The organism is Arthrobacter sp. 10T413_2, from assembly GCF_056394205.1.
In genome coordinates this window covers 15,085-39,991 of record NZ_JBFTHK010000016.1, presented here as the reverse complement: position 1 = coordinate 39,991, position 24,907 = coordinate 15,085, and the positions used below count along the sequence as shown (strand labels likewise).

Sequence of the window (24,907 nt, the reverse complement as noted above, 5' to 3'; positions counted from 1 at the left end):
TGGCTTAGTTGCTGGGTGCCAGCGGCGCGGCATCGGCGGTAACGGTGCTGGCATCGGCGGAAACTGTGCCGTCGGCGTCGTTCCGGGAGGTTCCGACGGCGATTCCGCCGGCGCTGCCGGCACCGGCGGTGCGGCGGGCCTGGATTTCGGTGAGGATCCGGGCGTGCATGGTGTCGGTGAGCGTGTACTTGGCCATCACGAGCACGGCCAGGATGGTCATGATGGCAGGCAGTGCGCCGGCGGCCAGCTGGATGCCGAAGACGGCGTCGGGGGTCTGGACGGCGCCGGATTTGTAGCCGCCCAGGGCCAGAGCATAGGCCGCGAGCGCTCCCCCGACGGCCTGGCCGGTCTTGCGGGTGAAGGAGAACAGGGCGTAGGTGATGCCCTCAGTCCGGACGCCGGTCTTCCATTCGCCGTATTCGACGGTGTCGGCTTCGAGGGCCCACACCACGATGTTGACCGCGAGGACGCCCACGAGGCTGATGACCAGGCCACTGAAACCGATCCACACCTGGCTTGCCGGGGTGAAGAAGACGATGGCGCCCCCAATGACCGTGACCAGCGACGAGAAGATGTAGACGCGCTTCTTGCCGAGGTTCCGKACCAGCTTGGGCATGAACCCGGCCAGCACGAAGGTGAGGACGAGTTGGATGATGGAGAGCGCGGGGTACAGGTCCAGCCGGCCCAGGACATCACGGAGGTAGTAGAGCTGGACCGAGGTGAGGGCCAGGTAGCCGGTCAGGAAGAAGAAGGAGCTCAGGCACAGCATCAGCAGCGGCCGGTTGCCCTTGAGCGTTTCCATGCTCTGTTTGAACGTGACGTTGGGGACGGCGCGGTGGACGCGCTCCTTCGTGGTCAGGACGGTAAATAAGTACAGGGCGGCACCGATGACGACGAAGACAAGGGTGATGGTGGTGAACGTTGCCTGCAGGTTGGCGCCCGGCTTGATCAAAGGGGCCACGAAGATGCCCAGGGCGGAGCCGACCAGCATCCCGCCGATCATCCGGGCCGAGCCCAGCTTGGCGCGCTCCGTGGGGTCCTGGGTCATGGCGCCGGCCAGCGAACCGTAGGGAATGTTGACCAGGCTGTAGGCCAGGCCCAGGGCCGCGTAGGTGACGTAGGCGTAGAGCAGAGTGCCGGATTCGCCGAGCGCGGGGATGGAGAAGGTCGCCACACTCAGCAGCAGCAGCGGGATGGAGCCGAACATGATGAACGGGCGGAACTTGCCGAACCGCTTGCTGTAGGTCCGGTCCACCACGCGGCCGGCGAAGACGTCGGCAAAGGCGTCGAAGATCCGCACTACCAGCAGCAGGGTACCGGCCGCCGCGGCCGAAATCCCTGCGACGTCCGTGTAGTACACGAGGAGGAACATCGTGGCGGTGGTGAATGCGAGGTTGTTGGCAGCATCGCCGGCGCCATAGCMGACGATGCTGAGCTTGCTCAGCTTTTTCATGAATGGGCTCCTTTACCCGTTGCCGGACCTGGGGTCCGGCGAAAAAATGTGCGGTAAGGCCTAGGCCTCGAAAGTGGTGTTCTTGGTGCCGGCCAGTGCCGTCCACCGCTGGCGCAGGGCATAGGCGGCGGGCTTGGGCCGCCTGTCCCGGGTGAAGACGCCCTTCTTGTTGCCGTCCACGCGCATGATGCCATTGGAGGTCTGGAAGTCCGCGAAGTTCCAGACCTGCTCGCCCACCATGGCGTCCACGCGGTCGAAGACCCGGTGGTACATGGCCAGGAACGCGGCCTGGTATTCCTCGCTCCAGGGCTGCTCATAGATCGAGTGGAAACCGGGCATGGTGTCCGGTCCGTACTCGGTCATGATCATGGGCTTGCCGTACTTGGCGTCCCACGCGCGCAGTTCCTTCTCGAGAGACTGCTCGGCAGTTTCGAGGTCGCCGTTGTTGAGGTACCAGCCGTAGTAGCGGTTGAGCAGGATGACGTCGAACAGGTCMCCGAGCAGTTCCTTGTCCGGGGTGTCGAACATGACGTTGACGTAGCCGACCGGGCGGGTGGGGTCCAGCTGGCGGGTCAGTTCCGCGAGGGGCGCGAAGTATTCGCGGGCGCCCTCTTCCGAKCCGTTGGGTTCGTTGGCGATCGACCAGATGACCAYGGACGGGTGGTTCTTGTCGCGGGCGACGAGCTCGGAAATCGCCTGCCGGTGGTTGGCGGCGGTGTTGGCGTCCACACCGCCCTCGACGTAGGTCTTCTTCGCAATACCGCCGAAGACGGCGCCGAAGCCCAGATKCAGCCCGACGGCGGCGGTTTCGTCGATCACCACGATCCCGTGCCGGTCCGCGAACTCCATGACTTCCTCGGCGTAGGGGTAGTGCGAGGTCCGGAAGGAGTTGGCGCCCACCCAGTCCAGGAGCTGGAAGTCGTTGACCATCTGGGCGTTGCTGTGGCCCTTGCCGATGGCCACGTGGTCCTCGTGCATACCGAAGCCGGTGAAGTAGAAGGGCTCGCCGTTGATGAGGAATTCCTTGCCGCGGACTTCCACGGTGCGGACCCCGACGGGCAGGGTGTAGCTGTCCAGCAGCCGGCCGCCGTCGCGGATCTCGGCGGTGAGGCTGTAGAGGTAGGCGGCGCCGGGCTTCCAGAGCACGACGTCGGCGATCGTCAGGGTGCCGCGGGGGCCGTCGGCGCGGGCAACCTCCGCGCCGTCGGCGTCCCGGAGGGAAACGGTGACCGTTTCACTGCCGGTTCCGCCGGCGGTGGCGATGGTGTAGTCGACGCTGCCGGCCGATCCCTCGAAGCCGGTGACCACGGTGATGTCATCGACCGTCACCGCGGGGGTGCTGAACAGCCAGACGCTGCGGTGCAGTCCGGCGTAGTTGTAGAAGTCGTGGAGGTAGCTCTGCTGGCGGCGGCCGTCCTCGGTGACGGTGATGGTGCCCGGCGGGATCGTGGCCTGGGTGAGCTCGTTGTTGACTGAGATGGTGAGGCGGAAGACCTGCCCGGGTGTCACGTGCTCGGTGATGTCCGCGCTGAACGGCATGTAGCCGCCGGTGTGCTGGGCCACCAGGGTGTCATCGACCCACACCATGCCCTCGTGGGTTGCGGAGTMGAGGCGGACGTGGATGCGCTCCCCGGCCCAGCCGCGCGGCACGCGCACGTCCCGCTGGTACCAGACGTAGCCGACGTGGTCCCTGATGGCTTTGTCCGGGAAGACGTCGTTGTAGCTGGCCGGGACGCCCATTTCCAGGTCCGAGTCCAGCGGCGCCTGGAACCATTCGTCCCGGTGGCCGGAGCGGTCAAAGTCCACCTTGAAGCGGTACAGGCCGTCGAGATTGACGATCTCGCGGGTTTCACTGGCCTGGGGCTTGAGCATCGTGGGGAATCCTTACGCGTCGTTGCGGGGCGGGCCTTCCGGTACGGCCGGCGATGCCGGTTGCCACCCGGTGGCCTCTTCGTCTGGATGTAATCCTAGTCACTTGGCAATCTTTTGGCAAGCGGTTGCCATAAATTTCTACTAGACCCGATCCGCCCCGTCCGGCACAGCACTGCCCKGGAACCGGCAAGGGCCGGCGTCCGGGCAGCAGTGCCTGGACAAGGTCTCCTTTACTCCGGGACAGCCGGCCCGGAAAAGGTTCCCCGGAGATTCTCGACGAGCTCGGCAACGGGACCGCCGGCGGGTGCCACAGTGTCCACGAGCTCCGGGGACAGCAGCGCGAGCAGGGCACGGGTGCTCTCCGCGCCGCCTAGCGCGCTGGCCGCGACCATCTCCGCCGCGAGCGGGTCCTGGAACCGGGCCGCCGAGGCGCTGAAATCCATCCAGGCGGCGATMATGCGGGCAGCCGCCGCGCCGGAACGGCCCCGGGCACGCTCGGCCAGCAGTACGGGAACCGCGCGCATGCGCAGCTTGGTGCTTCCGTCCATCGCGATCTGGGCCAGGTGGTGAGCAATCCGGCCGTTGCCGAAGCGCTCCAGCAACGCGGCGCGGTACGCGGGAATCTGCAGGTCGGGGCCGTGCAGGTTGGCTTCGGCCTCGTCCCAGAACCGTTCCACGGCCTGCCGGMAGAGCTCGTCCTGCAGGGCCTCGGCCACGGTGGCGTGGCCGCGCAGCTGCCCGGCGTAGGCCAGTAGCGAGTGCGCGCCGTTGAGGAGCCAGAGCTTGCGGTTTTCGTACGGCTCGATGTCGTCCACGAACACGGCGCCGGCGTCCTGCCAGCGCGKGCGCCCGGCGGGGAAGTCGCCGCTGAGGACCCAGTTGCGGAACGGCTCKGCCACCACGGGCGAGGTGTCCCGGTAGCCGCAGGCGGTCTCGACGGCGGCGATGTCGGCCTCCGTGGTCCGCGGCGTGATCCGGTCCACCGAGGTGCTGACAAAGCTAACGTTGGCCTCGATCCAGGCGGCGAGCCCGGCGTCCCAGGCGGCAGCCAGGCCGGTGACGGCCCGGCGGGCGACGGTGCCGTTGCTGGCGAGGTTGTCGCAGCAGACCACGGCAAGGGGTCCGGCCCCGGCGGCCCGGCGGCCGGCGAGGGCGAAGACCAGCCGGCCCAGCGGCGTCGCGGGGCTGCCGGTCCCCCGCGCGAGCACAGCCAGGTCCGCCTCGACGTCGGGGGCCCGGAGGTCCAGCCGGCCGTCGGGGCCAAGCCGGTAGGCGGCCTCGGTGATGGTCAGGGTGATGATGGCGGTGGCGGGTGCGGACACGAGTTMGGCGAGCCGGCCGACGTCGGCCCCGTCCACGGCGGCAACGATGCTGCCGATCACTTCGAAGGAATCCGCCGCGTCGCCGCGTTCCACGAGCGTGAACAGGCCGTCCTGCTCCGCCAGCGCCAGGGCCGCGTCCGGGCGTCGGCCGGTGAAGGAGGCGATCCCCCATTCCGCGGCGTCGCCGGCCCGGTGTGTGTACCACGCCTGGTGTGAGCGGTGGAAGGCGCCGAGGCCCAGGTGCACGATCCGCACCGGGGCCTTGGCCAAGGGACGAAGGCTGCGGTTCAGCCGCGGCAGGTCCGCCGCTGCTTCCCCGGTAACCGCCGTGGCCGCCGAATCTGCCAATCCGGCGGGGCCAGCGGMGCCGGCATTTTCTGTCATGGTCATAGCTTGAAAACCCTTCGCGGGGAGCCGTCGACGAGGTCGACGATGATGTCGTGGGCGCGGTCCTCGCTGATCCGGTGTTCCGCCACGAGGCGGGCCAGGAAGGAGGCCTCGATCCGGCGGGAAGCATTGTGCCGGGCGGGGATGGAGCAGAAGGCGCGGGTGTCGTCGATGAACCCCGAGGACCGGGAGAATCCCGCCGTTTCGGTCACGGCGGACCGGAACCGCAGCATGGCGTCCGGTGCGTCCAGGAACCACCAGGGCGCACCGAGGTACACCGAGGGGTAGAACCCGGCCAGGGGGGCTAGTTCGCGCGAGTAGACCGTCTCGTCCATGGTGAAGAGCACCAGGTGGAAGTCCTTGTTRTTGCCGAAGTCCTGCAGCACGGGCCGGATGGACTCGGTGTAGTCGATCGCGAAGGGGATGTCGTGCCCGGTGTCCGCGCCGTACTTGTTGAAGGTCTCCGTGTGGTGGTTGCGGAAGGACCCCGGGTGGATGGTCATGACCAGGCCGTCCTCCACGGACATCCGAGCCATCTGGTACATCATGTGGGCTTCGAAATCTTCGCGCTCGGCGGGGGTGGCTTCGCCGGAGCGGGCCCGCTCGAAGAGCCGTTCCGCGTCTGCGGCGTCCAGCTTGAGAGTGCGCGGGGTGCGCACGCCGTGGTCGGCCGACACAGCGCCGTGCTCCACAAAGTAACGACGCCGGTTCTCGAGGGCGGTGAGGTAGCCGGCAAAGCCGCTGCCGCCGTCGCCCGCTGCCCCGATGAGGCGTTCAACGTTGCCGCCCCAGGCGGGGTTGGCCGGGTTCAGGTAGGCGTCGGGCCGGAAGGTCGGGAGCACGCGGCCGTGGAAGGTGGCATCCCCGGCCAGGGCCTTGTGGGCCGCTAGGTMATCCAGGGGATCATCCGTAGTGGCCAGGACCTCGATGTTGAAGTCCTTGAACAGCTGGCGGGGGCGGAAATCTGCTTCCTGGAGCCGGGCGGAGATGGCGTCGTAGGAGGCATCGGCGGTGGCGGCGCTGATCTCGCGGTCCAGGCCAAAAACGCTGTGGAACTGATCGCGGAGCCAGTAGCCCGAGGCGGTGCCCTCGAAGAGCGGCCAGGCCTCGCAGAACGCACGCCACACGGCGCGCGATTCCGGCGCCGCCGCGGACGGGTCTGCCTGGGCGCCGGCCTGCGCGCGCAGCTGTTCGAGCGGCACGCCGCTGGCGTGGATCAGGCGGGTGACGTAGTGGTCCGGGCTGACCAGCAACGCCGCCGGATCGGGGAAGGGTGTGTTCTGCTCGAGCACGGCGGCATCGACGTGTCCGTGCGGGGAGATGATCGGAAGGTCCTGGACCCGGCCCAGGAGATCGCGGGCGATGCTTCGCGTTCCGGGATCCGCGGGCAGGAGCCGGTCTGGGTGGGCAGAAATCGACTGTGACATAGCTCAATGGTCGTCCCGCACTTGGCGCTTGTCAACCGGTTGCCAAAAATTGCCAAACAATTGCATGGGGCGTTTTCCGCGCCCTGGAGGGATTTTCGCGCCGGCACGGGACATCCGCCACCGGGATCCCGTGCCGCGGATGTCCCAGAGTGCAGCGGAATGCAGAAAGGGCAGCGGATTGCGAGGCGTCGGCGCCTACTTGGCCGCGATCAGCCTGCCGCTGGAGCCGCGCAGCACGAGCTCGGTTTCCACCCGCAGTGTCTCCGGGGTTTCCCCGCCGGTGCCGGCGAGGTGGTCCAGGAGGATCGTTGCCGCGCCGGACCCGCATTCGCCCAGCGGGGACCGCACGGTGGTCAGGGGCGGGGTGGTGAAATCCGCCCCGAAGATATCGTCAAAGCCCACGATGCTGATCTGGTCCGGGACCATGAGGCCGGCGGCTTGGAGTTCCTGCATMAGGCCGATGGCCAGGAGGTCGTTGTACGTCAGCACCGCCGTCGCACCGCTGGCCAGGACCTCGCGCGCGGACTGCCGGCCGCCGTCGACCGTTGGCTTGCTGGATTCGAGCCGCACGGCTTCCAGCCGGGACCATTCACAGGCGGAACGGACTCCGTCCCAGCGCCGCGCGGACATCCAGGACTGGGACGGCCCGGCCACATAGGCAACTTTCTTGTGCCCGTTCGCGGCCAGGCTGCGGACGGCCTCGCTGATCCCCTTATTGACGTCCGGGACGACGCACGGCACGCCGTCGACCTCGMGGTTGATCACCACCACGGGCTTGTCGCGGGCGAGCGCGCGGATGTCGTCGTCGTCCATCCGCGGGCTGGCGAGGATGAGCCCGTCCACGGTGGGCATCATCCGCCGGGCGGTGGTCAGTTCGGTGGCGGCGGACTCGGCCGAATCCGCGAGGACCAGGGTGTAGTCGCKGGCAGTGGCAGTGGCCCCGGCGCCGCGGATGATGTCGAAGAACGTGGGGTTCGTGATGTCGGCGACGATCAGGCCGAACGTGCTGGTCCGCCCCGTGGGCAGGGCACGCGCGAAGGGGTTCACGTGGTAGTCGAGCTCGGCCGCGGCGTCCTCGATGAGTTTCTGCGTCTTGGCGCTGACTCGCCCCGGCTTGCTGAGGGCCCGCGACACCGTGGACGGGTTGACCCCGGCGACCCTGGCGATGTCGTAGATGGTGGCGCTGGATTTCCCGTCGCGGGCATGCTTCTTGACCGGTGCTGGTGTTGCGGCAACGTCGGGCTTCGCGGGTTCAGTCACCGCCCCATCCTACCGATGAAACCGGGCCCAAGCAGCTCGCAGCAGGGGCCGTTTTGAGCCCGCAGAACGGCCCCTGCTGCGAGTCAGTTGGGCTGGGTGCACTAGACGCGCTCGGAGAACTTCCCCTCCCCGGCGATCCGCTTGTTGAGCTCGGTGAGGAACTCGTCCTCGTCGAAGTCCAGGCCCACTTCGCGGCCCGTCCAGCTGGAGAGGTGGATGGCGTTCGCCAGCCGGACACCCTTGATGCCGTCCGACCCCGGCGCCAGCAGCGGGGTGCCGTCCAGGATGTTGGCGGCGAAGTTTTCCAGGACACCCGCGTGCTGGGCGCCCCAGACGGACTCAAACTCGATGACCTCGGTGCTGTAGTACGCCCCAGGGTTGAGCTCCCCCATGAAGAGCTTCCGGACGTCATCCATGTCCATGCCGTCACTGAGTTCGCGCTCCGGCTTGTGCAGGCGGGTCACGGTGGCCGTTTTCGAGTTTTCGACCACGATCTTGCCCTGGTCTCCCAGGATTTCGAAGCGGTCGGTGCCCACGAGGTCGTGTGTTGCCGTGACGAAGACGCCGGTGGCGCCGTTGCCGTAGTCCACCACTGCGGTCACTTCGTCCTCGACGGCGATGTCACGGCGGAAGCCGTAGGCAACCTTGGAGTAGACAGACTTCGGCACGCCACAGATCCACTGCCACAGATCCAACTGGTGCGGCGCCTGGTTGACCAGCACGCCGCCGCCTTCGCCGCCCCAGGTTGCCCGCCATTCGCTTGAGTTGTAGTAGCCCTGCGGCCGCCACCAGTTCGTGATGATCCAGTTGGTTCGGCGGATCGCGCCGATTTCGCCGTTGTCGACGATTTCCTTGAGCTTCTGGTACAGCGGGTTGTTGCGCTGGTTGAACATGATCGCGAAGGACAGTTCCGGCTTGCCGGCGGCAAACTCGTTGAGCGCCTTGACCTGCTTGGTGTAGACGCCGGCGGGCTTCTCCACGAGGGCATGAATGCCGCGCCTGAGCGTCTCGATGCCCATCTCCGGGTGCAGGAAGTGCGGCACGCACGTGACGKCGGCGTCGACGTCACCGCTGTCCAGCATGGCGAGGTAGTCCTCGTAGAACGGAACGTCCGGGTGTGTCGCCGCAGCAAGTTCCTTCTTCGCCGGATCAATGTCGCAGATGKCGCCKACCACCATGTTCGGGACCAGTCCGTCCGCGATGAACTTMGCGTACATGCCACCCTGCTGGCCCAGGCCGATGATGCCGAGGCGTACTTTCTTACCCATGTGGGGGTTCTCCCTAATCTAGAAAAGGTTCGAGTGGCCCATGGCCACGAGGTTGTCGTAGGAGGTCTGGAGCGCGTCCCACACGGTGCGGCCGTACAGTTCGTCCTGCTCCACGAGCAGGTAACGGGCGCCGGCGGCCTGCGCGGCCGGGATGATCGCGGGGAAGTCCAGGTTGCCCTCGCCCACTTCGGMGAACTGGACCACGTCCTTGAAATCGGCCATGAAGCCCTTGAAGTCCCCGGTTTCCAGGAAGCCGAAGGCACGCTCGGGCAGCTGGCCGATCCTGTAATCCTTCAAGTGCACCATGGCCGTGCGGCCGGCGTACTTTTCCAAGGTGCGGACCGGGTCCAGGCCGCCGCGCTGGACCCAGTGGACATCGATTTCCAAGCCCATGGCCKGTGAGTTGGCGGCGATGATGTCCAGCATGTAGGTGCCGTCAAACTTCGCGAACTCGATGTGGTGGTTGTGGTAATACAGGCCGATCCCGTGCCCGGCCAGTCGCTCGGCGTACTCGTTGGCCTGCCTGGCGAAGTCCACCACGGCGCCGATCGACTTCATGGCCGGGAACGGCAGCATGCCGATCCGCAGGAGCTTGGCGTCAAGACGCTGCGCGTCCTCGACAATCTTGTCGAAGTGGTCCTTCAGGGAATCGGCGGGCATGCCCTTGGGGGTTTCCATGGCCACCGAGAGGGCGGCCACGTCCATGCCGAGCTCGGTCTGCGCGCGGTCCAGTTCCGCCACGTTCTCCGGCGTCATGGGGATCTGGGAGACCTCGACGGCGTTGTAGCCGATTGCGTTGACCTTCCGGAGCGTCTCGAACGCCCCGAGTTCGGCAAAGCTGTCCTTCAGCATCATCGCCTGCACGCCAATTCTGGCTGTTGTTGTCACGCCTGTTCCTCCATTGCCTGCCGGATCCTCGAGGAGAATCCGGCCGTTGTGTTCGTTTGCTGTTGTGTCCGTTTGCCGTGGTCTTTGCCTGAAGCGGCCCTTCAGGCGGGGACGCCCGCTTGTTCGTGCTGCATCCGCTGCGTTTCGAGCAGGCGGTACCGGTCCGCGCGGCGCTGTTCCTGGCGGTCCGGGTCCGGGACCGGGGACGCGAGCAGCAGCCGCTGGGTGTAGGGGTGGTCGGGGTCGGTGGTGACGACGTCGGCCGGGCCTTGTTCGACGATCTCGCCGCGGTACATCACGGCGACGCGGTGACTGATGTGCCGGACGACGTCGAGGTCGTGCGAGACGAAGAGGTAGGACACGCCGGTGTCCTTCTGGATCTGCAGGAACAGGTCCAGCACCCGGGCCTGCGTGGAGAGGTCCAGCGCGCTGACGGGTTCGTCGCAGACAATGAGCTTMGGCGAGAGTGCCAGGGCCCGGGCGATCGCGACGCGCTGGCGCTGCCCGCCGCTGAATTCGCGCGGCAGCCGGTTGATGGCATCGGACGGCAGGCCCACCTGGTMCAGGAGTTCCTTCACGCGCTTCTTGGCCGGCGCGGCTTCCATGCCCTGCACGCCMAGTGGTTCGGCGAGGATGTCGCCGATATCCAGTGCGGGGTTCAGCGAGGTGTACGGATCCTGGAAGACMACCTGTAGCTCCCGGCTCAGGACCCGCCGGTCCTTGCGGGTGGCAYGGCTGATGTCCTTGCCTTCGAAGCTGATCTTCCCGGCGGTCACCGGGGCCAGCCCAAGGATGGCGCGGCCCAGGGTGGTCTTGCCGGACCCGGACTCCCCCACCAGTCCCAGGGTTTCGCCCCGGCCGATGGAAATGTTGATGTCCGTCAGGGCCCGGAAGGGCTTGGCCCGGAACTTCTTGCTGGGGTACTCCACCACGAGCTGCTTTACGGTGAGCAGCGGCGCGCTCTCCACGGTGCTCATGCGACGGGCTCCTTCTGCAGGGTGGAAACGAGCGTGGACATGGGTTCCTTGCCTTCGAGCATCGACGCCAAAAGCGTTTGTGTATAGGGTTCCTGCKGATTGCGGAGGATGTCGCGGACGGATCCTTCCTCCACGAGCCGGCCGTTCTGCATGACGGCCACGCGGTCGCAGAGGTCCGCCACCACACCGAAGTTGTGGGTCACCAGGATGACGCCGATGTTCAGGCGCTGCTGGAGTTCGCGCAGCAGGTCCAGGACGTCCGCCTGCACCGTGACATCCAGGGCCGTGGTGGGCTCATCGGCGATCACGAGGTCCGGTTCGCAGCTGATGGCTCCGGCGATCAGCACGCGCTGGGCCATGCCGCCCGAGACTTCGTGCGGGTAGGCGTTGAAGGTCCGGTCCGGGTTGGCGATGCCGACGTCCGTGAGCAGTTTCAGGGCCCGTTTCCTGGCCTCGGCCTTGGAGATCCCGAGGACGCGCACCATGGGCGTCACCAGCTGGTAGCCGATGGTGAAGGCAGGGTCCAGGTTGCTCATGGGCTCCTGCGGAATGTAGGAAACCCGTTTGCCGCGCAGCTTGGACAGCCGCTCCTGGCTGACCCGTTCCTCGCCCGGGGCAACGGTGTAGTTGCCGTCGAACTGGATGGAGCCGCCCACAATGCGGGCGTTGTCCGGCAGCAGCCCCAGGATGGAGAAGGCGGTCTGGGACTTGCCCGAGCCCGATTCGCCCACAATGCCCAGGATCTCGCCGCGGTCCACGTGGAAGGAGACGTCGTCAACGACTTTCTTGATGGAACCGTCTGCCTGGGGATACCCGACGCCGAGATTGGTCACCTTGACCAGGTGGTGCTCGGTTCCGGCGACGACGGCGGCCACCGGCTTCCGGGACGGCCGCGCGMCGGAGGGTGCCGCCGTCGTGCCTTCCAGCGCGACCTTCTTCTTGCGGTGCTTGATCTTCTCGCCGTCTTCCAGGGCATCGCGGAGGGCGTTGCCGAGCAGGACCAGGCCGCCGATGGTCAGCGCCATGGCCAGTGCCGGCCAGAAGAGCAGGGTCGGGTTCAGGTAGACGTTCTTGAAGCCTTCGGAGAGCATGACGCCCCAGGTCGCCCTGGTGGGGTCGCCCAGGCCCAGGAACTCCAGGCCGGACTGGATGGCGATGGCCACGCCGGCGATCGCCGCGGTCTGGATGATGATGGGGGCCCGGACCACGGAGAAGATGTGGCGGGCGATGATGCTGAGGTCGGACAGCCCGGAGACCCGTGCGGCGTCAACATAGAGCTCGTTGCGCACCGACTGGACGGCTGTGCGGGTCAGCCGGAAATAGGACGGGCTGATCAGGACGCCGAAGGCAATCATGGACATCCACACCGAGGGGCCGAAGGCAGCACGGATGGTCAGTAGGACGATGAGGCCGGGAAGGCTCATGAGGATGCCGACCACCCAGTTGGAGGCTGCCTCGAACTTCCCGGCGTAGTAGCCGGCGATCAGGCCGGCCGGCAGCCCGATTGCAATGGCCACGCCCGCGCAGAGCAGGGCGGAAAGCAGCGTCAGCTGCGCGCCAAACAGAAGCCGGCTCCAGACATCGCGCCCGGCGCTGTCCGTTCCGAKGATGTTCACGGAGTCCGGAGCCGCGAGGGTCTTGGCAATATTGGCGTAGTTCTGGTCAAAGGGCGCCAGGACCGGCGCCAGGATGGCCAGTAGCGCGATCGCCGTCAGGATCGCGATGGCAGCGATCCCGAGCGGGTTCCTCGACAGGCGGCGAATGACGGTGGAGCGGACGACTGTGCCGCTCTGGCCTGCGCCGCTCTGGCCTGTGCCGCTCTGGCCTGTGCCGGTCTGACCTGCGCCTGTCTGACCTGCGCCTGTCTGACCTGGCGAGGCGGCCGGTACCGGGGCGGTGGCAGCCGCAGTTTCTAAAGAATCGCTCATGACGCACGCACCTTCGGGTTGAGCCAGCCGTTAAGAATGTCCACCAGCAGGTTCACCACGATGACGACGACCACCGTGTACATCACGACGCCCATCACCACCGGAAGATCCGACTGGCCGGTGGCGGCGACCGCCAGCGGGCCCATGCCGGGCAGGGCGAAGATCTGCTCAATGATCACGACGCCGCCCAGCATGCCGATCAGCTGGAGGCTCAGCACGGTGAGTCCGGCGGGGGCGGCACTGCGCAGGACGTGCTTGAAGAGAATCTCGCGTTCGCTGATGCCCCGGCTGCGCAGGGTGCGGACGTAGTCCCGCTCGAGTTGTTTGATGACGGCGCTGCGGATCTGCTGCGCGCCTCCGGTGACGCCGTTGATCAGCAGGGCGATCACCGGAAGCGCCATGGAATAAATCCACGCGTCGGGTCCGGAGTCCGGGGAGATGGTGCTGGTGGCCGGAAAGAGACCCAGCTGGATGGCCAGGAGGGTGACCAGGATGACGCCGATCACGAACCCCGGAACGGAGTCGCCGATGATGGCGCCAACCTGGACCACCCGGTCCACCCAGCCACGCTTGACGGCAGCAAGGACGCCAATGAGGGCGGCGCAGATTGCGATCAGGATCATTGCGGCGAAGACCATGGTCATGGTCACCGGGATCCGGCTGGCCAGGGAGTTGGCCACCGGTTCCGAGCTGAACCAGGAGGTTCCGAGGTTTCCGCTCAAGGCATCGGCCACCCAGGCGAGGTAGCGGGCCACCAGGGGCTGGTCCAGTCCGAGCTCGTGTTCTTTCATCGCCACCTGCTCAGCGGTGGCTTGGTCGCCCAGGATGTTCCTGGCGATGCTCCCGCTGGAGATGTAGAGCAGGAAGAAGGTGAGCGCCGAGACAACAACCAGCACCACCAGCCCGCTGCCCAGCCTTTTCGCAATGAACCTGATCATGGCGTCCTACTTGGCGGGTGAGTAGTTGTAGATGGACGGAACGGCCTGCTGGATCTGCGGGGTCACGTTCACCTTGGCGTTGTGGTAGTACATCTGGTTGACCCGGAACAGCGGCGCGAACCAGGCCTGCTCGACCACATACTTATTGACGTCCTGGGCCAGCTTGCCGGCATCGGCGCCCCCGTTGCGCACGGCGTCGATCTTGGCGTCGAGTTCCGGCGTCGCATTCTTGAACGGGTTGTAGAGCGCCTTGGTGGAGATGATCTGGTTGATGGCAACCGTCGGCTCACCCTGGAAGAGCGAGAAGTACATGGTGGTGTACTTCTGTCCAGCCACATCGGACGTGAAGGTGTTGGTCAGTGCKGCGCCAATCTTCAGAGTGATACCGACGTCTKCCAGCTGCTGCTGGACCACGGAAATCTGGGTCTGGAAATCGGGGATGCTCGGGACTTCCAGAGTGAGGCCGTTTTCATAGCCCGCGTCCTTGAGGAGCTGCTTGGCCTTGACGGGATCGTAGGTGTAGTAGTTCTCCAGCTCCGGGGTCCAGGCCCCGCTGGCCTTGCCAAACGGCTGCGAGGTCGGCGTGCCTTGTCCCAGCATGACCTGGTCGAGGATGGTCTTGCGGTCGAAGGCGTAGTTGATGGCCTGGCGGACCCTGACGTCCTTCAGCGCCGGGTTCTTGGCACCGTCACGGTCCATCAGGAGCAGCCCCTGCCAGTMAACCTCGTTGGCGGCTAGCTGCATCTTGGCGCCCTCGGCCTGCTTGCCGGTCTTGGGGTCCAGGAGGGTGGCGTCCACCTGGCCGGAGACCAGGGCGTTGGTGCGGGCGGTGAGATMGGTCAGGATCTTGAAGGTCAGCTTGGAGTACTTCTGCAGATCCTTGTTCCAGTAATCCTTGCGGGCCGTGAAGACCGTCTGGGAATCCTTGACGGATGCGGCCTTGTCCATCACGTAGGGGCCGGAGCCGACCGGTTCGGTCTTGATGCCCTCGGTGCCAAGCGCCTTGGGGCTGCCCATCAGGCCGGCGGCCTGGCTGAGGAAGTATTCCAGGGCCGGGTCCGGGGTGGTGAGGTTGATGTCAATGGTGTCGGCGTCTACAACCGTCACATCCTGAACGGAGGACAGCTGCGCCATCTGCGGGCCGTTGGCCGTCTTGAAGTGGTCAATGTTGGCTTTGGCCGCCTCGGCGTCGAACTTGGCGCCGTCGCTGAAGGTGACGTCCGTGCGCAGGTCCACCGTCAGTTTGGTGTTGGTCGCGTTGTATTTCCAGTCCGTCGCCAGCATGGGGCTGAGCTTTCCGTCCGGTTCCCGCAGGATCAGGGTGTCATAGACCGCCTGGTACGGCTGGAGAAGGTKGCCCACGTGCGCCTGGGCGGGATCCCAGGAGCGGACGTCCTGGATGRTACCCAGCGTCAGGGACGTGGCGGGGGTGCCGGCGGCCGCGCCGCCTGCTGCAGCGCCGCCGCCACAGGCTGTGAGCGCGAGGGACGCGCTGAGGATGAGGGCAGCGGCTGCTGCCTTGGGACCGAACTTCATTGTTGGCTCCTATCGCTTGACGTGGTCCGTTTCACCGGACGCTTGCAGCGGCGCTGTGGCCTGGACCACAGTGCCGCTTGTGGGTTCAGCGTACGTTGGGTTGCCATATCTGGCAACCGGTTGTCATAACTTTTCTGCTTTGTTGCTTTGCGACGCGTTTGAAGGCGCAGCACGACGGCGGAATGGCGCCACTCAGGGGGACGCGTGGCGCTCCGGCGCTCTTGTAGACCGGCGACTCTTGGTAGGAGCCCGCGGCACGCGCCGGGGGCACTCCGCGCGTCCTCTCCTTAGGAGACTTTGGCCTCGGAGCCAGGGTAGGACTGCCGGTACAGTTCCTTCACGATCCGCAGCGACTTGGCCCCTTCGGCGGCGTTAATCCAGAACGGGCCCGGTTGTGCCAGTCCGGCATAGAAGTCCGCGATCAGCAAGGCATGCGAGACACCCCAGTAGGAGCGGCCGCTCGAGCCGATGGCGCGTTCGCGCACCACCTCGCTGCGCCCGTCGTCGTACGTGACCGTCAGGTCACCGCGCAGGCTCAGTGCTGCCTTTTMGGTGCTGATGTMCAGGGTGACGGGCGCGTTKACCGTGTTGGCGAGGGTGGCGTAGAAGACGCTGCGCGCGCCGTTGCTGTGGTGGGCGGCGAACTCCGCAGTGTCCTCCACCTCAATGGCTTCTGCCAGCGCGCGGGTCGAGGCGCTGCCGGAGAGCGACACGATGTCCCCCACCAGCCATTGCAGCAGGTCAACGGTGTGGATGGCCTGGTTCATCATGAGGCCTCCCCCGCCACCGCCCCAGCTTCCGCGCCAGGGCCGGCTGAGGTAGTAGTCGGCGTCGCGGTGCCACATGACCGTGGCCGAGGCCCCCCGCACGTTGCCCAGCTCACCCGAATCCAGCAGCCGCCGCATTTCCTGCACCGGGGCGTTGTAGCGRTTTTGGAAGCACAGGCCAATCCGGGCCGTGCTGTCCGCGGCAGCGGCCAGCAGCCGCTCGCCCTCGGGMAGGGTGTGCGCCAGGGGTTTTTCGAGCACCACGTGGATGCCGCGGCGCAGGCAGTCGATGGCGATCCCAGCATGCTCGTGGTGCGGGGTGGTGATGTGCACGACGTCMGGGGCGGCCGTCTCCAGCATGTCGCGGTAGTMCTCGAACGCCGGGACCCCGTGAGCCGCCTGCGCMGCGGCGMGGCGCTCAGGATCCGTGTCACAGACGGCCACCAGTTCGGCGTCGTCCATCCCGGCAAGCGCGTCAAAGTGAACGATCGACACGTCGCCGCAGCCGATGATTGCCGCCTTTGGCATCCGTAGCTCCCTCATTCGTCTAGTGCTTCATCCATTTGCTGATTCATTCGTTGGGTGCTGCTGCGGTCCTGCTAGATGAGGTCGATGTGGTTCGTCGCGGCCAGCCCGGCGAAGGCGCGGGCCGCGGAACCGAAGGCAACCGGGCCGGAGAACCCGCCCAGTTCATGGGCGCTGGCCAGGTGCGGCTCCAAGGAGGCGAAGCCGCGGTAGCCGTCGGCCTTCAGGGCCTCGATGGTTTCCTTCAATTCGCCGTCGCCCTGCCCGGCCGGGACCACTTGGCCGCTTCCCGCCAGCGCATCCTTGACCTGGAAGTATTCCAGGTAGGGGCGCAGCATGGCGTAGCCGTCGGTGAACGGCTTGACGCCCACCTGGACGAAGTTCGCGCTGTCCCAGGCGAGGCGCAGGGACGGCGAATCGACGGACTTCATGATGTCCAGCACCCGCTCGGGCGCATCGCCGTAAATGCCCTTTTCGTTCTCATGCAGAAGCACGACGCCGGCCTCCGCGGCGAGCGCCGCCAGCGCCGCCATGCGGGTCATGAMGTCCTCGCGGATCTCTTCCTGACTCTGCCCCGCGGCCCGGTAGAAGGAGAAGATGCGGATGTACTTGGTGTCCAGCGTCTTGGCGGCCTCAATGACCCGGCGCAGCCGCTGCACTTCATGCTCAACCGGAAGGGACACCTCCACCTTGCCGATGGGGCTGGCGACGGCGGAGACCTTCAGGCCCTTGGCGTCCAGAACTGCCTTGAGTTCGGCGAGCTGCTCCGCCGAAAGCTCGGAAACGTTGGTTCCCCAGGCGCTGCGCACCTCAATGTGCTTGGCGCCGATCGCCAACAGCACTGCCGCCTGGACCTCGGGATTGGGGTCAACCTCGTCGCCAAAGCCGGAAAGGGTGAAGGTGGTTGATGCTGACGCTGTTGTCAATTCGGGCTCCCGCTTCAAGTGCCCCGCCGCCGGGGCAGGGTGAGTCAGTTCACAGTGATGGTCTCGCTGCGAGTCTAACGGGACTGCCAATTATTGACAACCGATTGCCAAAAGTTTGCAACTGTGCCATTCTTTGTTCACGGCGCCCCTGTGGCACGGCTCACTCGGCACGGTTACTCAGCAAGGCGCGCAGTGATCCGCTCCTGGTGGTTTCCGGCAGATTTCCCTGTGTGTTCAAAACGTAATGCTCGGAAAACCGAACATCACTGCCAGAGACACTTGCTCAGAGAGGAGCCCCGTGTCGACGCATCCGGACCAGGCCGAGCGGCCCGCAACCATCCATGACATTGCAGCGCTCTGCGGCGTGGCGGCCTCCACCGTTTCCCGGGCGCTCTCGACGCCGGACCGGGTCAACGTCCGGACCCGCGCGCGGATMGAGGAAGCGGCCGCCATGCTMAACTACACGCCCAACAGCCAGGCCAAGGCACTCAGTTCCGGCCGCACCGGCGCCGTAKGGGTCCTGGTGCCCGACATCACCAACCCCTTCTACTTCGATCTCATCCGCGGCACGCAGCTCCAGCTCAAGGCCGCCGGCTACACCCAGCTGTTGGTGGACACGGAGGAATCCGATGAGGTGGAAGCCAGCGCCATGGAGCAGCTCCGCAAGGGTGCAGACGGAATCATCGTGGCCGCCTCCCGGCTCAGCGACGAGGTCCTCCTGGCGGCGGCGGCGAAGATCCCGGTGGTTGCGGTCAACCGTGACGTTCCCGGGGTGCCCGCGGTCATCATCGACACCCCCTCCGCGACCAGCCAGGCACTGGACCACCTGATCTCGCTGGGGCACACCCGGGTGGCCTATGTGGCAGGTCCGGTGTCGTCGCAGTCCAGCGAACGGCGGTGGGCGGCACTGTCCGAGGCGGCCGAGGCGCGCAGCGTGGAAGTCCATCGGCTCGGGCCCTTCGCCCCGACCACACTGTCCGGCGCCGCCGCCGCGGATGCCGCCGTGCACAGCCGGGTCAGCGCCTGCATCGCTTTCAACGACCTCATTGCCATCGGGATGCTCCAGCGGCTGCGCGAGCGCGGGATCCGAGTCCCGGAGGACATGAGCATTGTGGGGTGCGACGACATCTTCGGCGCGGACTTCTGCAATCCKCCGCTGACCACCATGGCCTCCCCGATCGAGCAGGCCGGCCGGGTGGCCGTGTCCATGCTGCTGGCCCGGTTGAATCCCCTGGCCKGCGGAGCCCGGCGCAGCCGCTCGGTCATGCCCACCCACTTGACGGTGCGCGGTTCCACCGGTCCGGCGCCCCAAGATCGATAAGCAAGGCCGGCGATCACCGGGGCCGGAGCCGCGCGGCATTCGTGGTTTTCGCACCGGTTCCGGATGCGTGAACTGATTCCGGCAGTGCGCACCGTGGATCCGCGTGGCGGTTGTCCGAAAGCGCAGCGGCGGTCCGGCAAAGCCGCGCAATTCCGACCGGGGCGACGCCTGACCCGCCGGCCCGGCTGCAACAGTTGAGCGTGGTTGACACCGCTGACTAGGCTGTGAGGCATGCGTGAACTCCAGGCGAAGATCATCGAAGAAATGGGCGTGCAGCCCCGGATCGACCCGGCCGGGGAGGTGCGCAAACGCGTGACGTTCCTGAAGGAATACCTGACGGCCACCCACACCAAGGGGTTTGTCCTGGGCATCTCGGGCGGCCTGGACTCCTCCCTGGCCGGGCGGCTGGCCCAGCTGGCGGTCGAGGAGCTTGAGTCCGAGGGCGTCGAGGCGAATTTCGTGGCCGTCCGGMTCCCCTACGGCGTCCAGCACGACGAGGACGATGCCCAGGCGGCCCTGGACTTCGTGCGCGCCAAGACCGAGTGGACGTTCAATATTTCGGCTGCGGTGGACGGGTTCGAGGACGAGTTCGAGAAGACGGTCGGCACCGGGATTTCCGACTTCCACAAGGGCAACACCAAGGCCCGGACCCGGATGATCGCCCAGTATGCCMTGGCCGGCGAGCACAATTACCTTGTGATCGGCACGGACCACGGTGCCGAATCCGTCACCGGATTCTTCACCAAGTACGGCGACGGCGGCGCCGACATCCTGCCGCTATTCGGGCTCAACAAACGCCAGAACCGCGCGCTGCTGGCCGAACTCGGCGCGCCGGCCCGGATCTGGGAAAAAATCCCGACGGCGGACCTTCTGGACGGGACGCCCGGCCGCACGGACGAGGATGAACTCGGCCTGAGCTACGACCTCATCGATGACTACCTCGAGGGCCGCGAAGTGCCGGATGCCGTTGCCGAGCGGATCGAGGGGATGTACCTGCGGACCCGCCACAAGCGCACGGTTCCGGTCACGATTTTCGACACCTGGTGGAAATAGCCGGTACCCCGAAGGGCTGATGCGGCGCCGGCAGGCACCTGCCGGCGCCGCAATATCCGGTCTGCCTTATTCCGGCCCCCTACTTCCGGACTTCGACGGTGCCCACCATGCCCATGAAGTCATGCAGGGCGCAGATGTACTTGAACTCGCCGGCCGAATGGAAGGTCACAGTGAAGTGGCTGTCCGGCGGCATCAGCCCGGAGCTCAGGTCCCCGCCGGTGAAGTGGCCGGGGTCGCCGAGCGGTGCGAAGATGTTGGCCGGTTCCTTGCCGAACGTGACGGTGTGCGGGGCTCCCATGCCGTTGTTCACGAATGTCACGCTTTCACCGACCTTGATGCTGATTTCCTGGTGCACAAACCGCATGACCATGGAGGTCCCGTTGTCCGTGCCGGCGATGACCGTGTGGTTGTTGGCTTGGTCGCGGGCCGCGTCCCAGGACTTGTGTCCGTCGCGCAGGATGCGCTGTTCCTGCTTCTTGGCGTGGCGGTCGTACTGCGACTGCGTGTACGGGTAGTCAGTTCCTGCGTCCCGGACATGGACCATGCCTTTCATGGCCATCCCGTGCACCAAGCAGTAGTAAGTGAATTCACCGGTGTGCGGGAATTTCAGTGTGTACTTCGCGGCTTCCTTAAATCCGCTGTTGGACACGTTGGACATGACTCCGGAGCTGAAATATGACTGCCCGTCGTAGACGTTGCTGCCCTGTTTAGAGATCTCTTGCGGATCCGTGGGGTTGAACGGCTGTGTGGATTCCAGTGATTGGCCGGCGGCCAGGAACGTKACGGTGTGGATCTCGGCGGAGTTGGCCTTCCACGTCACCTTGTCGCCGGCGTTGATGTAAATATGCTCGGGCAGGAATGCCATGCCTTGAATCGCCTGGTCTTCGGATTCGGACCCGACCTGCACGGTCCACGTTCTTGACGGCTTGCTGCCGGTCGCTTGGGCGGCGCCGCTGACTGCCAGAGGCAGCACCAGTGCCATCCCGGCAGCTATCAGGAGGCGCACAAGGCGCGGCATTGCATGTATTGCGGGGTGAGGAGCCATACGACTCACTCCTTTGGGGKAATTCCAAATGTACGGCCGGGGACCGGCCTGGTGTTCTTCACGGCCCACGTCGACCACGGCGCCGGCCGGCGCCGGCGGAAGGCGCGTCCGCCGGACCCTTCCTCCCCGGGGACCCCGTGGCGGGGTCGTGGAGTACGGCCGCCGGACCGTGCCCGCTGGCCGGGCACTGGCGATCATATCGGTGCGGGTAACCTCAGCTCACAGAGCGACAGCTGAAGTCTCCGGATGCAGTTACCATCGTGCTCCGCGGCCCTTGTTTTGTCGAGGCGTCCAGGCCGGACCACAGAGCACAGCGACACTCCGATTGCGACGCTCCGATGGGTCTTAGCGGGTGCCTTGCAGCTGCGTCGAGATACGGTGGGCCTCGTCCATGAGCAGCCGCCCCAGCTGCGGGCGACGGTCTTCCCGGAAGCGCGGCTCGATGCCAGTCAGGGAGAGCGCCCACGCGGGGCAACCCCGCTGGTCGAAGACGGCCGCGCCCATCCCCCAGCTTCCTTCCAGGATCAGCCCCGGGTTGACCGAATAGCCGGTCTGCCGCGTCGCTTCGAGGTTCTCGCGGACAAGCGCTTCCGTGTGCCCGGCCGCGAAGCTGCCCGCGTGGGCGGGCCAGTCCGCGAGCAGCTCCTCCTGCTCTTCCGCCGGCAGGAAGGCCATGATGGCGGTGCCCGCAGAGGCAACGCCGAGCGGAAACCGCACGCCCTCGTGCAGCACGAAGGAACGGACGGGGAAACTTCCCTCCTCGCGGAGCAGGCAGACCGTTTCGTTGCCGCGGCGGATGGAAAAGAAGGCGCTTTCGCCGGTCTCCTCGGCGAGCCGCCGGAGGCTGGGCCGGGCGATGTCCTCGAGCGGGAAACGGGCCGAGGCCACGGACCCCAGCAGCAAGATCTCCGGACCCAGCACCCAGTTGCCGCCCTGCGGGTCCTGGTCCAGCAGCCCCTCGGAGGCCAGCGACGAAAGCAKCCGGTGCACGGTGGGCCGGGTGAGCCCGGATTCCCTGACGAGTTCCACGAGCGGGGAGCCTTCCGGCTTTCGTCCGACAATGCGCAGCAGCGACGCGACGCGGCTGACGACTTGTGCGCCTTGGACAGGTAATGAAGACATGTTTTTTCCTCGGATTTTGCGTTAGACCCACTCAAACCATCCATATTGTGGACGCTCACCAGTCTACCGTCCATACTGTAAAAACGGCACAGGTTAGGCTGAAATCGTCCATTGACAGGCCCCATTTCCGCACCGTAGGCTCCAACAGCAGAGGAACAGTCCACAAAGTGGATTGCGTMAAAGGCTCAATGAGGAGATGCGATGTCAAAGCTGAAATCCGGAGCGGCCGCCGCGCTGCAAGACGTACTGCGGGACGGCATGACGCTCGCCGTCGGAGGCTTTGGCCTCAGCGGCATCCCGGCTGACCTGATCGAGGCGGTGCGCGATACCGGCGTCAAGAACCTCACCGTGGTGTCCAACAACATGGGCGTGGACGGCAAGGGCCTCGGCATCCTGATCGAAGCCGGACAGGTCCGCAAGGTCATCGCCTCCTACGTCGGGGAAAACAAACTMTTCGCCGAGCAGTACCTGGCCGGCAAGCTGGAGGTGGAGTTCACCCCGCAGGGCACACTTGCGGAGCGCCTCCGTGCCGGCGGCGCCGGCATCCCGGCTTTCTACACGAAGACCGGCGTCGGGACCCTTGTCGCCGACGGCAAGCCGCTGGCAGAGTTCGACGGCGAGACGTATGTCCAGGAACGCGCCATCAAGGCCGACGTCGCGCTCGTGCACACGCACACCGCCGACACCGACGGCAACCTGATCTACCGCTACACCGCCCAGAACTTCAATCCGGTGGTGGCCACGGCCGGCACCGTGACGGTCGCRGAGGCCGAGGTGATCGTGGAGCCCGGCCGGCTGGACCCGAACCACATCGTCACCCCCGGCGTGTTCGTCCAGCGTCTCGTCCAGGCCAGCGGCCGGGTCAAGGACATTGAACAGCGGACCRTCCGCCCACGCACTGTGGCTGCAGCCCCCGCCGAGGCCACATCCGTTCCGGCCTKAGCGCCGCCCCTACTTTCTTCAGGAGAATCACCATGGCTTGGACCCGGAATGAAATGGCCGCGATCGCGGCCGAAGAACTGAACGACGGCGACTACGTCAACCTTGGCATCGGCATCCCCACGCTGGTGGCCAACAACCTGCCCGACGGCGTCCGCGTTGTCCTGCAGAGCRAGAACGGCCTGCTCGGCATGGGCCCGTTCCCCTATGCGGGCGACGAAGATGCGGACCTCATCAACGCCGGCAAGCAGACCGTCACCGTCCTGCCCGGCGGCAGCATCTTCGACTCCGCCACATCCTTCGGCATGATCCGCGGCGGCCACGTCAAGGTCGCGATCCTGGGCGCCATGCAGGTCTCCGGGAACGGCGACCTCGCCAACTGGACCATCCCCGGCAAGATGGTCAAGGGCATGGGAGGCGCCATGGACCTCGTCGCCGGCACCCCGCGCGTCGTGGTCCTCACCGAACACAACGCCAAGGACGGTACCGCGAAGATCGTCAAGGAATGCACCCTGCCGCTCACCGGCCTGAGCTGCGTGGACCGGATTATCAGCGACCTCGCCGTCTTCGACCTCAACAAGGGCGACGACGGCGGCCGGAAGCTCACGCTCACCCGCCTCGCCCCCGGCGTCACCGTGGCGGAAATCCGTGAAAAGACCGAGGCGGACTTCGCCGTCGATGCGTCCCTCCACGCAGCCCCCACCCTCGAAACCAGCACCCTTGAAACCAGCACCCTTGAAGGAGCCACAGCATGAGCCTGCGCGAACAGTTCGGAAAAGATATCCTGCTCACCGGCTGGGGCCACAGCCGCTTCGRCAAACTCACGGACGAGACCCTGGAGTCCCTCATCGTCCAGGTCGCCACCGAGGCGATCGGCAACGCCGGGATCGAGCCGGGCCAGATCGACGAAATCTACCTCGGCCAGTTCAACTCCGGCATGATGCCGCTGGCGTTCCCGTCCTCGCTGGCCCTGCAGGTCTCGGAGCAGCTGGCCAACGTCCCCTCCACCCGGGTCGAAAACGCCTGTGCTTCCGGCTCGGCCGCGTTCCAGCAGGGCACCAAGTCGCTGCTGGCCGGTACCGCCAAGACGGTGCTCGTGATCGGCGCCGAAAAGATGACCCAGGYCGGGGCCGACGTCGTGGGCTCGGCCCTGCTCGGCGCGGACTACGACATGGCCGGCAAGGCCTCCACCACCGGCTTCACCGGACTCTTCGCCGAGGTCGCCAAGCACTACGAGAAGCGCTACGGCGCCAGCATGGGGAACCTCGGCGACGTCCTGGGCACCATCGCGGCGAAGAACCACCGCAACGGCGTGGACAACCCCTACGCCCAGCTCCGCAAGGACCTCGGCGAGGAGTTCTGCCGCACCGTCTCGGACAAGAACCCGATGGTGGCCGACCCGTTGCGGCGCACCGACTGCTCCCCCGTGTCCGACGGCGCCGCCGCCGTCGTCCTCAGCGTTGCCCCGACCKGGGGCGCCACCGCGCCGGTGCGGCTCGCCGGCTTCGGCCAGGCGAACGACTTCTTCCCGGCCGAGCGCCGGGACCCCACTGAGTTCGCCGCCACCCGGGTTTCCTGGCAGCGCGCCCTGGGGATGGCCGGCGTCGGCCTGGAGGACCTCGACTTCGCGGAAGTCCACGACTGTTTCACCATCGCCGAACTGCTGATGTACGAGGCCATGGGACTGACCGAACGCGGCCAGGGCGCCCGGGCCCTTGAGGAAGGCTGGGTCTTCAAKGACGGCAAGCTCCCGGTCAACGTCTCGGGCGGCCTCAAGGCCAAGGGCCACCCGGTCGGCGCCACCGGCGTATCGCAGCACGTCATCGCCGCCATGCAGCTCACCGGCACGGCCGGCGCCATGCAGCTGGCCAGCCCGCGTCGGGCCGCGGTGCAGAACATGGGCGGCGTCGGCATCGCCAACTACGTCAGCGTCCTCGAAGCCGTCTAAAAAGA

The 24,907-nt window shown here is 66.4% G+C and carries 20 protein-coding genes; 5 read left to right on the top strand and 15 right to left on the bottom strand.

Annotated features, from left to right (window positions below; genetic code table 11):
* Positions 1-4 precede the first annotated feature (4 nt).
* The 13 genes from uidB to AC1DBQ_RS04830 all read right to left on the bottom strand — a co-directional run bounded on the left by uidB (position 5) and on the right by AC1DBQ_RS04830 (position 17,474).
* Positions 5-1,453: a glucuronide transporter gene (gene uidB / locus AC1DBQ_RS04890; protein WP_476927431.1), complete on the bottom strand. Its 1,449-nt coding sequence runs from the start codon at positions 1,451-1,453 to the stop codon at positions 5-7.
* Positions 1,454-1,513: 60 nt separating this feature from the next.
* The gene (gene uidA / locus AC1DBQ_RS04885; RefSeq protein ID WP_476927430.1) at positions 1,514-3,325 is read right to left on the bottom strand and encodes a beta-glucuronidase; all 1,812 of its coding nucleotides are present in this window, start codon (positions 3,323-3,325) and stop codon (positions 1,514-1,516) included.
* 230 nt (positions 3,326-3,555) lie between these two features.
* Positions 3,556-5,031, bottom strand: a complete 1,476-nt coding sequence (locus AC1DBQ_RS04880; protein WP_476927437.1) for a mannitol dehydrogenase family protein — start codon at positions 5,029-5,031, stop codon at positions 3,556-3,558.
* Positions 5,032-5,033: 2 nt separating this feature from the next.
* Complete coding sequence (gene uxaC / locus AC1DBQ_RS04875) at positions 5,034-6,461, bottom strand: glucuronate isomerase (RefSeq protein WP_476927429.1); 1,428 nt, start codon at positions 6,459-6,461, stop codon at positions 5,034-5,036.
* Between the two features lie 195 nt (positions 6,462-6,656).
* Positions 6,657-7,721, bottom strand: coding sequence for a LacI family DNA-binding transcriptional regulator (locus tag AC1DBQ_RS04870; protein ID WP_476927428.1), 1,065 nt, complete (start codon positions 7,719-7,721; stop codon positions 6,657-6,659).
* 101 nt (positions 7,722-7,822) lie between these two features.
* Positions 7,823-8,989 (bottom strand): Gfo/Idh/MocA family protein, encoded by a 1,167-nt coding sequence (locus AC1DBQ_RS04865; RefSeq protein WP_476927427.1) that lies wholly within the window; start codon positions 8,987-8,989, stop codon positions 7,823-7,825.
* Positions 8,990-9,007: 18 nt separating this feature from the next.
* On the bottom strand, positions 9,008-9,877 hold the full coding sequence (locus AC1DBQ_RS04860; RefSeq protein WP_476927426.1) for a sugar phosphate isomerase/epimerase family protein: 870 nt from the start codon (positions 9,875-9,877) through the stop codon (positions 9,008-9,010).
* A 101-nt stretch (positions 9,878-9,978) separates the two neighbouring features.
* The gene (locus AC1DBQ_RS04855; RefSeq protein WP_476927425.1) at positions 9,979-10,854 is read right to left on the bottom strand and encodes an ATP-binding cassette domain-containing protein; all 876 of its coding nucleotides are present in this window, start codon (positions 10,852-10,854) and stop codon (positions 9,979-9,981) included.
* Positions 10,851-12,782, bottom strand: a complete 1,932-nt coding sequence (locus AC1DBQ_RS04850; protein ID WP_476927424.1) for a dipeptide/oligopeptide/nickel ABC transporter permease/ATP-binding protein — start codon at positions 12,780-12,782, stop codon at positions 10,851-10,853. Before AC1DBQ_RS04850 ends, AC1DBQ_RS04855 begins: the two co-directional genes overlap by 4 nt.
* A complete protein-coding gene (locus AC1DBQ_RS04845; protein WP_476927423.1) occupies positions 12,779-13,720 on the bottom strand; it encodes an ABC transporter permease in 942 nt (313 codons plus the stop codon). The genes AC1DBQ_RS04850 and AC1DBQ_RS04845 overlap by 4 nt, the downstream gene beginning before the upstream one ends.
* A 6-nt stretch (positions 13,721-13,726) precedes the next feature.
* Positions 13,727-15,256 carry an ABC transporter substrate-binding protein gene (locus tag AC1DBQ_RS04840; protein WP_476927422.1) on the bottom strand — a complete coding sequence of 510 codons (1,530 nt, stop codon included), beginning with the start codon at positions 15,254-15,256 and terminating at the stop codon, positions 13,727-13,729.
* Between the two features lie 287 nt (positions 15,257-15,543).
* Positions 15,544-16,551: a Gfo/Idh/MocA family protein gene (locus AC1DBQ_RS04835; protein WP_476927421.1), complete on the bottom strand. Its 1,008-nt coding sequence runs from the start codon at positions 16,549-16,551 to the stop codon at positions 15,544-15,546.
* 71 nt (positions 16,552-16,622) lie between these two features.
* Positions 16,623-17,474, bottom strand: coding sequence for a sugar phosphate isomerase/epimerase family protein (locus AC1DBQ_RS04830; RefSeq protein WP_476927420.1), 852 nt, complete (start codon positions 17,472-17,474; stop codon positions 16,623-16,625).
* Positions 17,475-17,772: 298 nt separating this feature from the next.
* Between AC1DBQ_RS04830 and AC1DBQ_RS04825 the strand changes: the two genes are divergently transcribed.
* Together AC1DBQ_RS04825 and nadE are read left to right on the top strand one after the other, a co-directional pair.
* Positions 17,773-18,795, top strand: a complete 1,023-nt coding sequence (locus AC1DBQ_RS04825) for a LacI family DNA-binding transcriptional regulator (RefSeq protein ID WP_476927419.1) — start codon at positions 17,773-17,775, stop codon at positions 18,793-18,795.
* A gap of 231 nt (positions 18,796-19,026) precedes the next feature.
* Positions 19,027-19,848: an ammonia-dependent NAD(+) synthetase gene (nadE, locus tag AC1DBQ_RS04820; RefSeq protein WP_476927418.1), complete on the top strand. Its 822-nt coding sequence runs from the start codon at positions 19,027-19,029 to the stop codon at positions 19,846-19,848.
* 79 nt (positions 19,849-19,927) lie between these two features.
* On the opposite strand, the gene AC1DBQ_RS04815 is transcribed toward nadE, so the two are convergent.
* Together AC1DBQ_RS04815 and AC1DBQ_RS04810 are read right to left on the bottom strand one after the other, a co-directional pair.
* Positions 19,928-20,893, bottom strand: coding sequence for a plastocyanin/azurin family copper-binding protein (locus AC1DBQ_RS04815; RefSeq protein ID WP_476927417.1), 966 nt, complete (start codon positions 20,891-20,893; stop codon positions 19,928-19,930).
* Between the two features lie 345 nt (positions 20,894-21,238).
* Complete coding sequence (locus tag AC1DBQ_RS04810) at positions 21,239-22,015, bottom strand: IclR family transcriptional regulator (protein ID WP_476927416.1); 777 nt, start codon at positions 22,013-22,015, stop codon at positions 21,239-21,241.
* 201 nt (positions 22,016-22,216) lie between these two features.
* Between AC1DBQ_RS04810 and AC1DBQ_RS04805 the strand changes: the two genes are divergently transcribed.
* Genes AC1DBQ_RS04805 through AC1DBQ_RS04795 form a run of 3 tightly spaced genes read left to right on the top strand, consistent with a single transcriptional unit; the run spans position 22,217 to position 24,902 of the window.
* Complete coding sequence (locus tag AC1DBQ_RS04805; protein ID WP_476927415.1) at positions 22,217-23,038, top strand: CoA transferase subunit A; 822 nt, start codon at positions 22,217-22,219, stop codon at positions 23,036-23,038.
* Entirely contained in the window at positions 22,990-23,709 is a 720-nt protein-coding gene (locus tag AC1DBQ_RS04800) for a CoA transferase subunit B (protein ID WP_476927414.1), read from the top strand. Before AC1DBQ_RS04805 ends, AC1DBQ_RS04800 begins: the two co-directional genes overlap by 49 nt.
* Positions 23,706-24,902 carry an acetyl-CoA acetyltransferase gene (locus AC1DBQ_RS04795; protein WP_476927413.1) on the top strand — a complete coding sequence of 399 codons (1,197 nt, stop codon included), beginning with the start codon at positions 23,706-23,708 and terminating at the stop codon, positions 24,900-24,902. Before AC1DBQ_RS04800 ends, AC1DBQ_RS04795 begins: the two co-directional genes overlap by 4 nt.
* Positions 24,903-24,907: the final 5 nt, after the last annotated feature.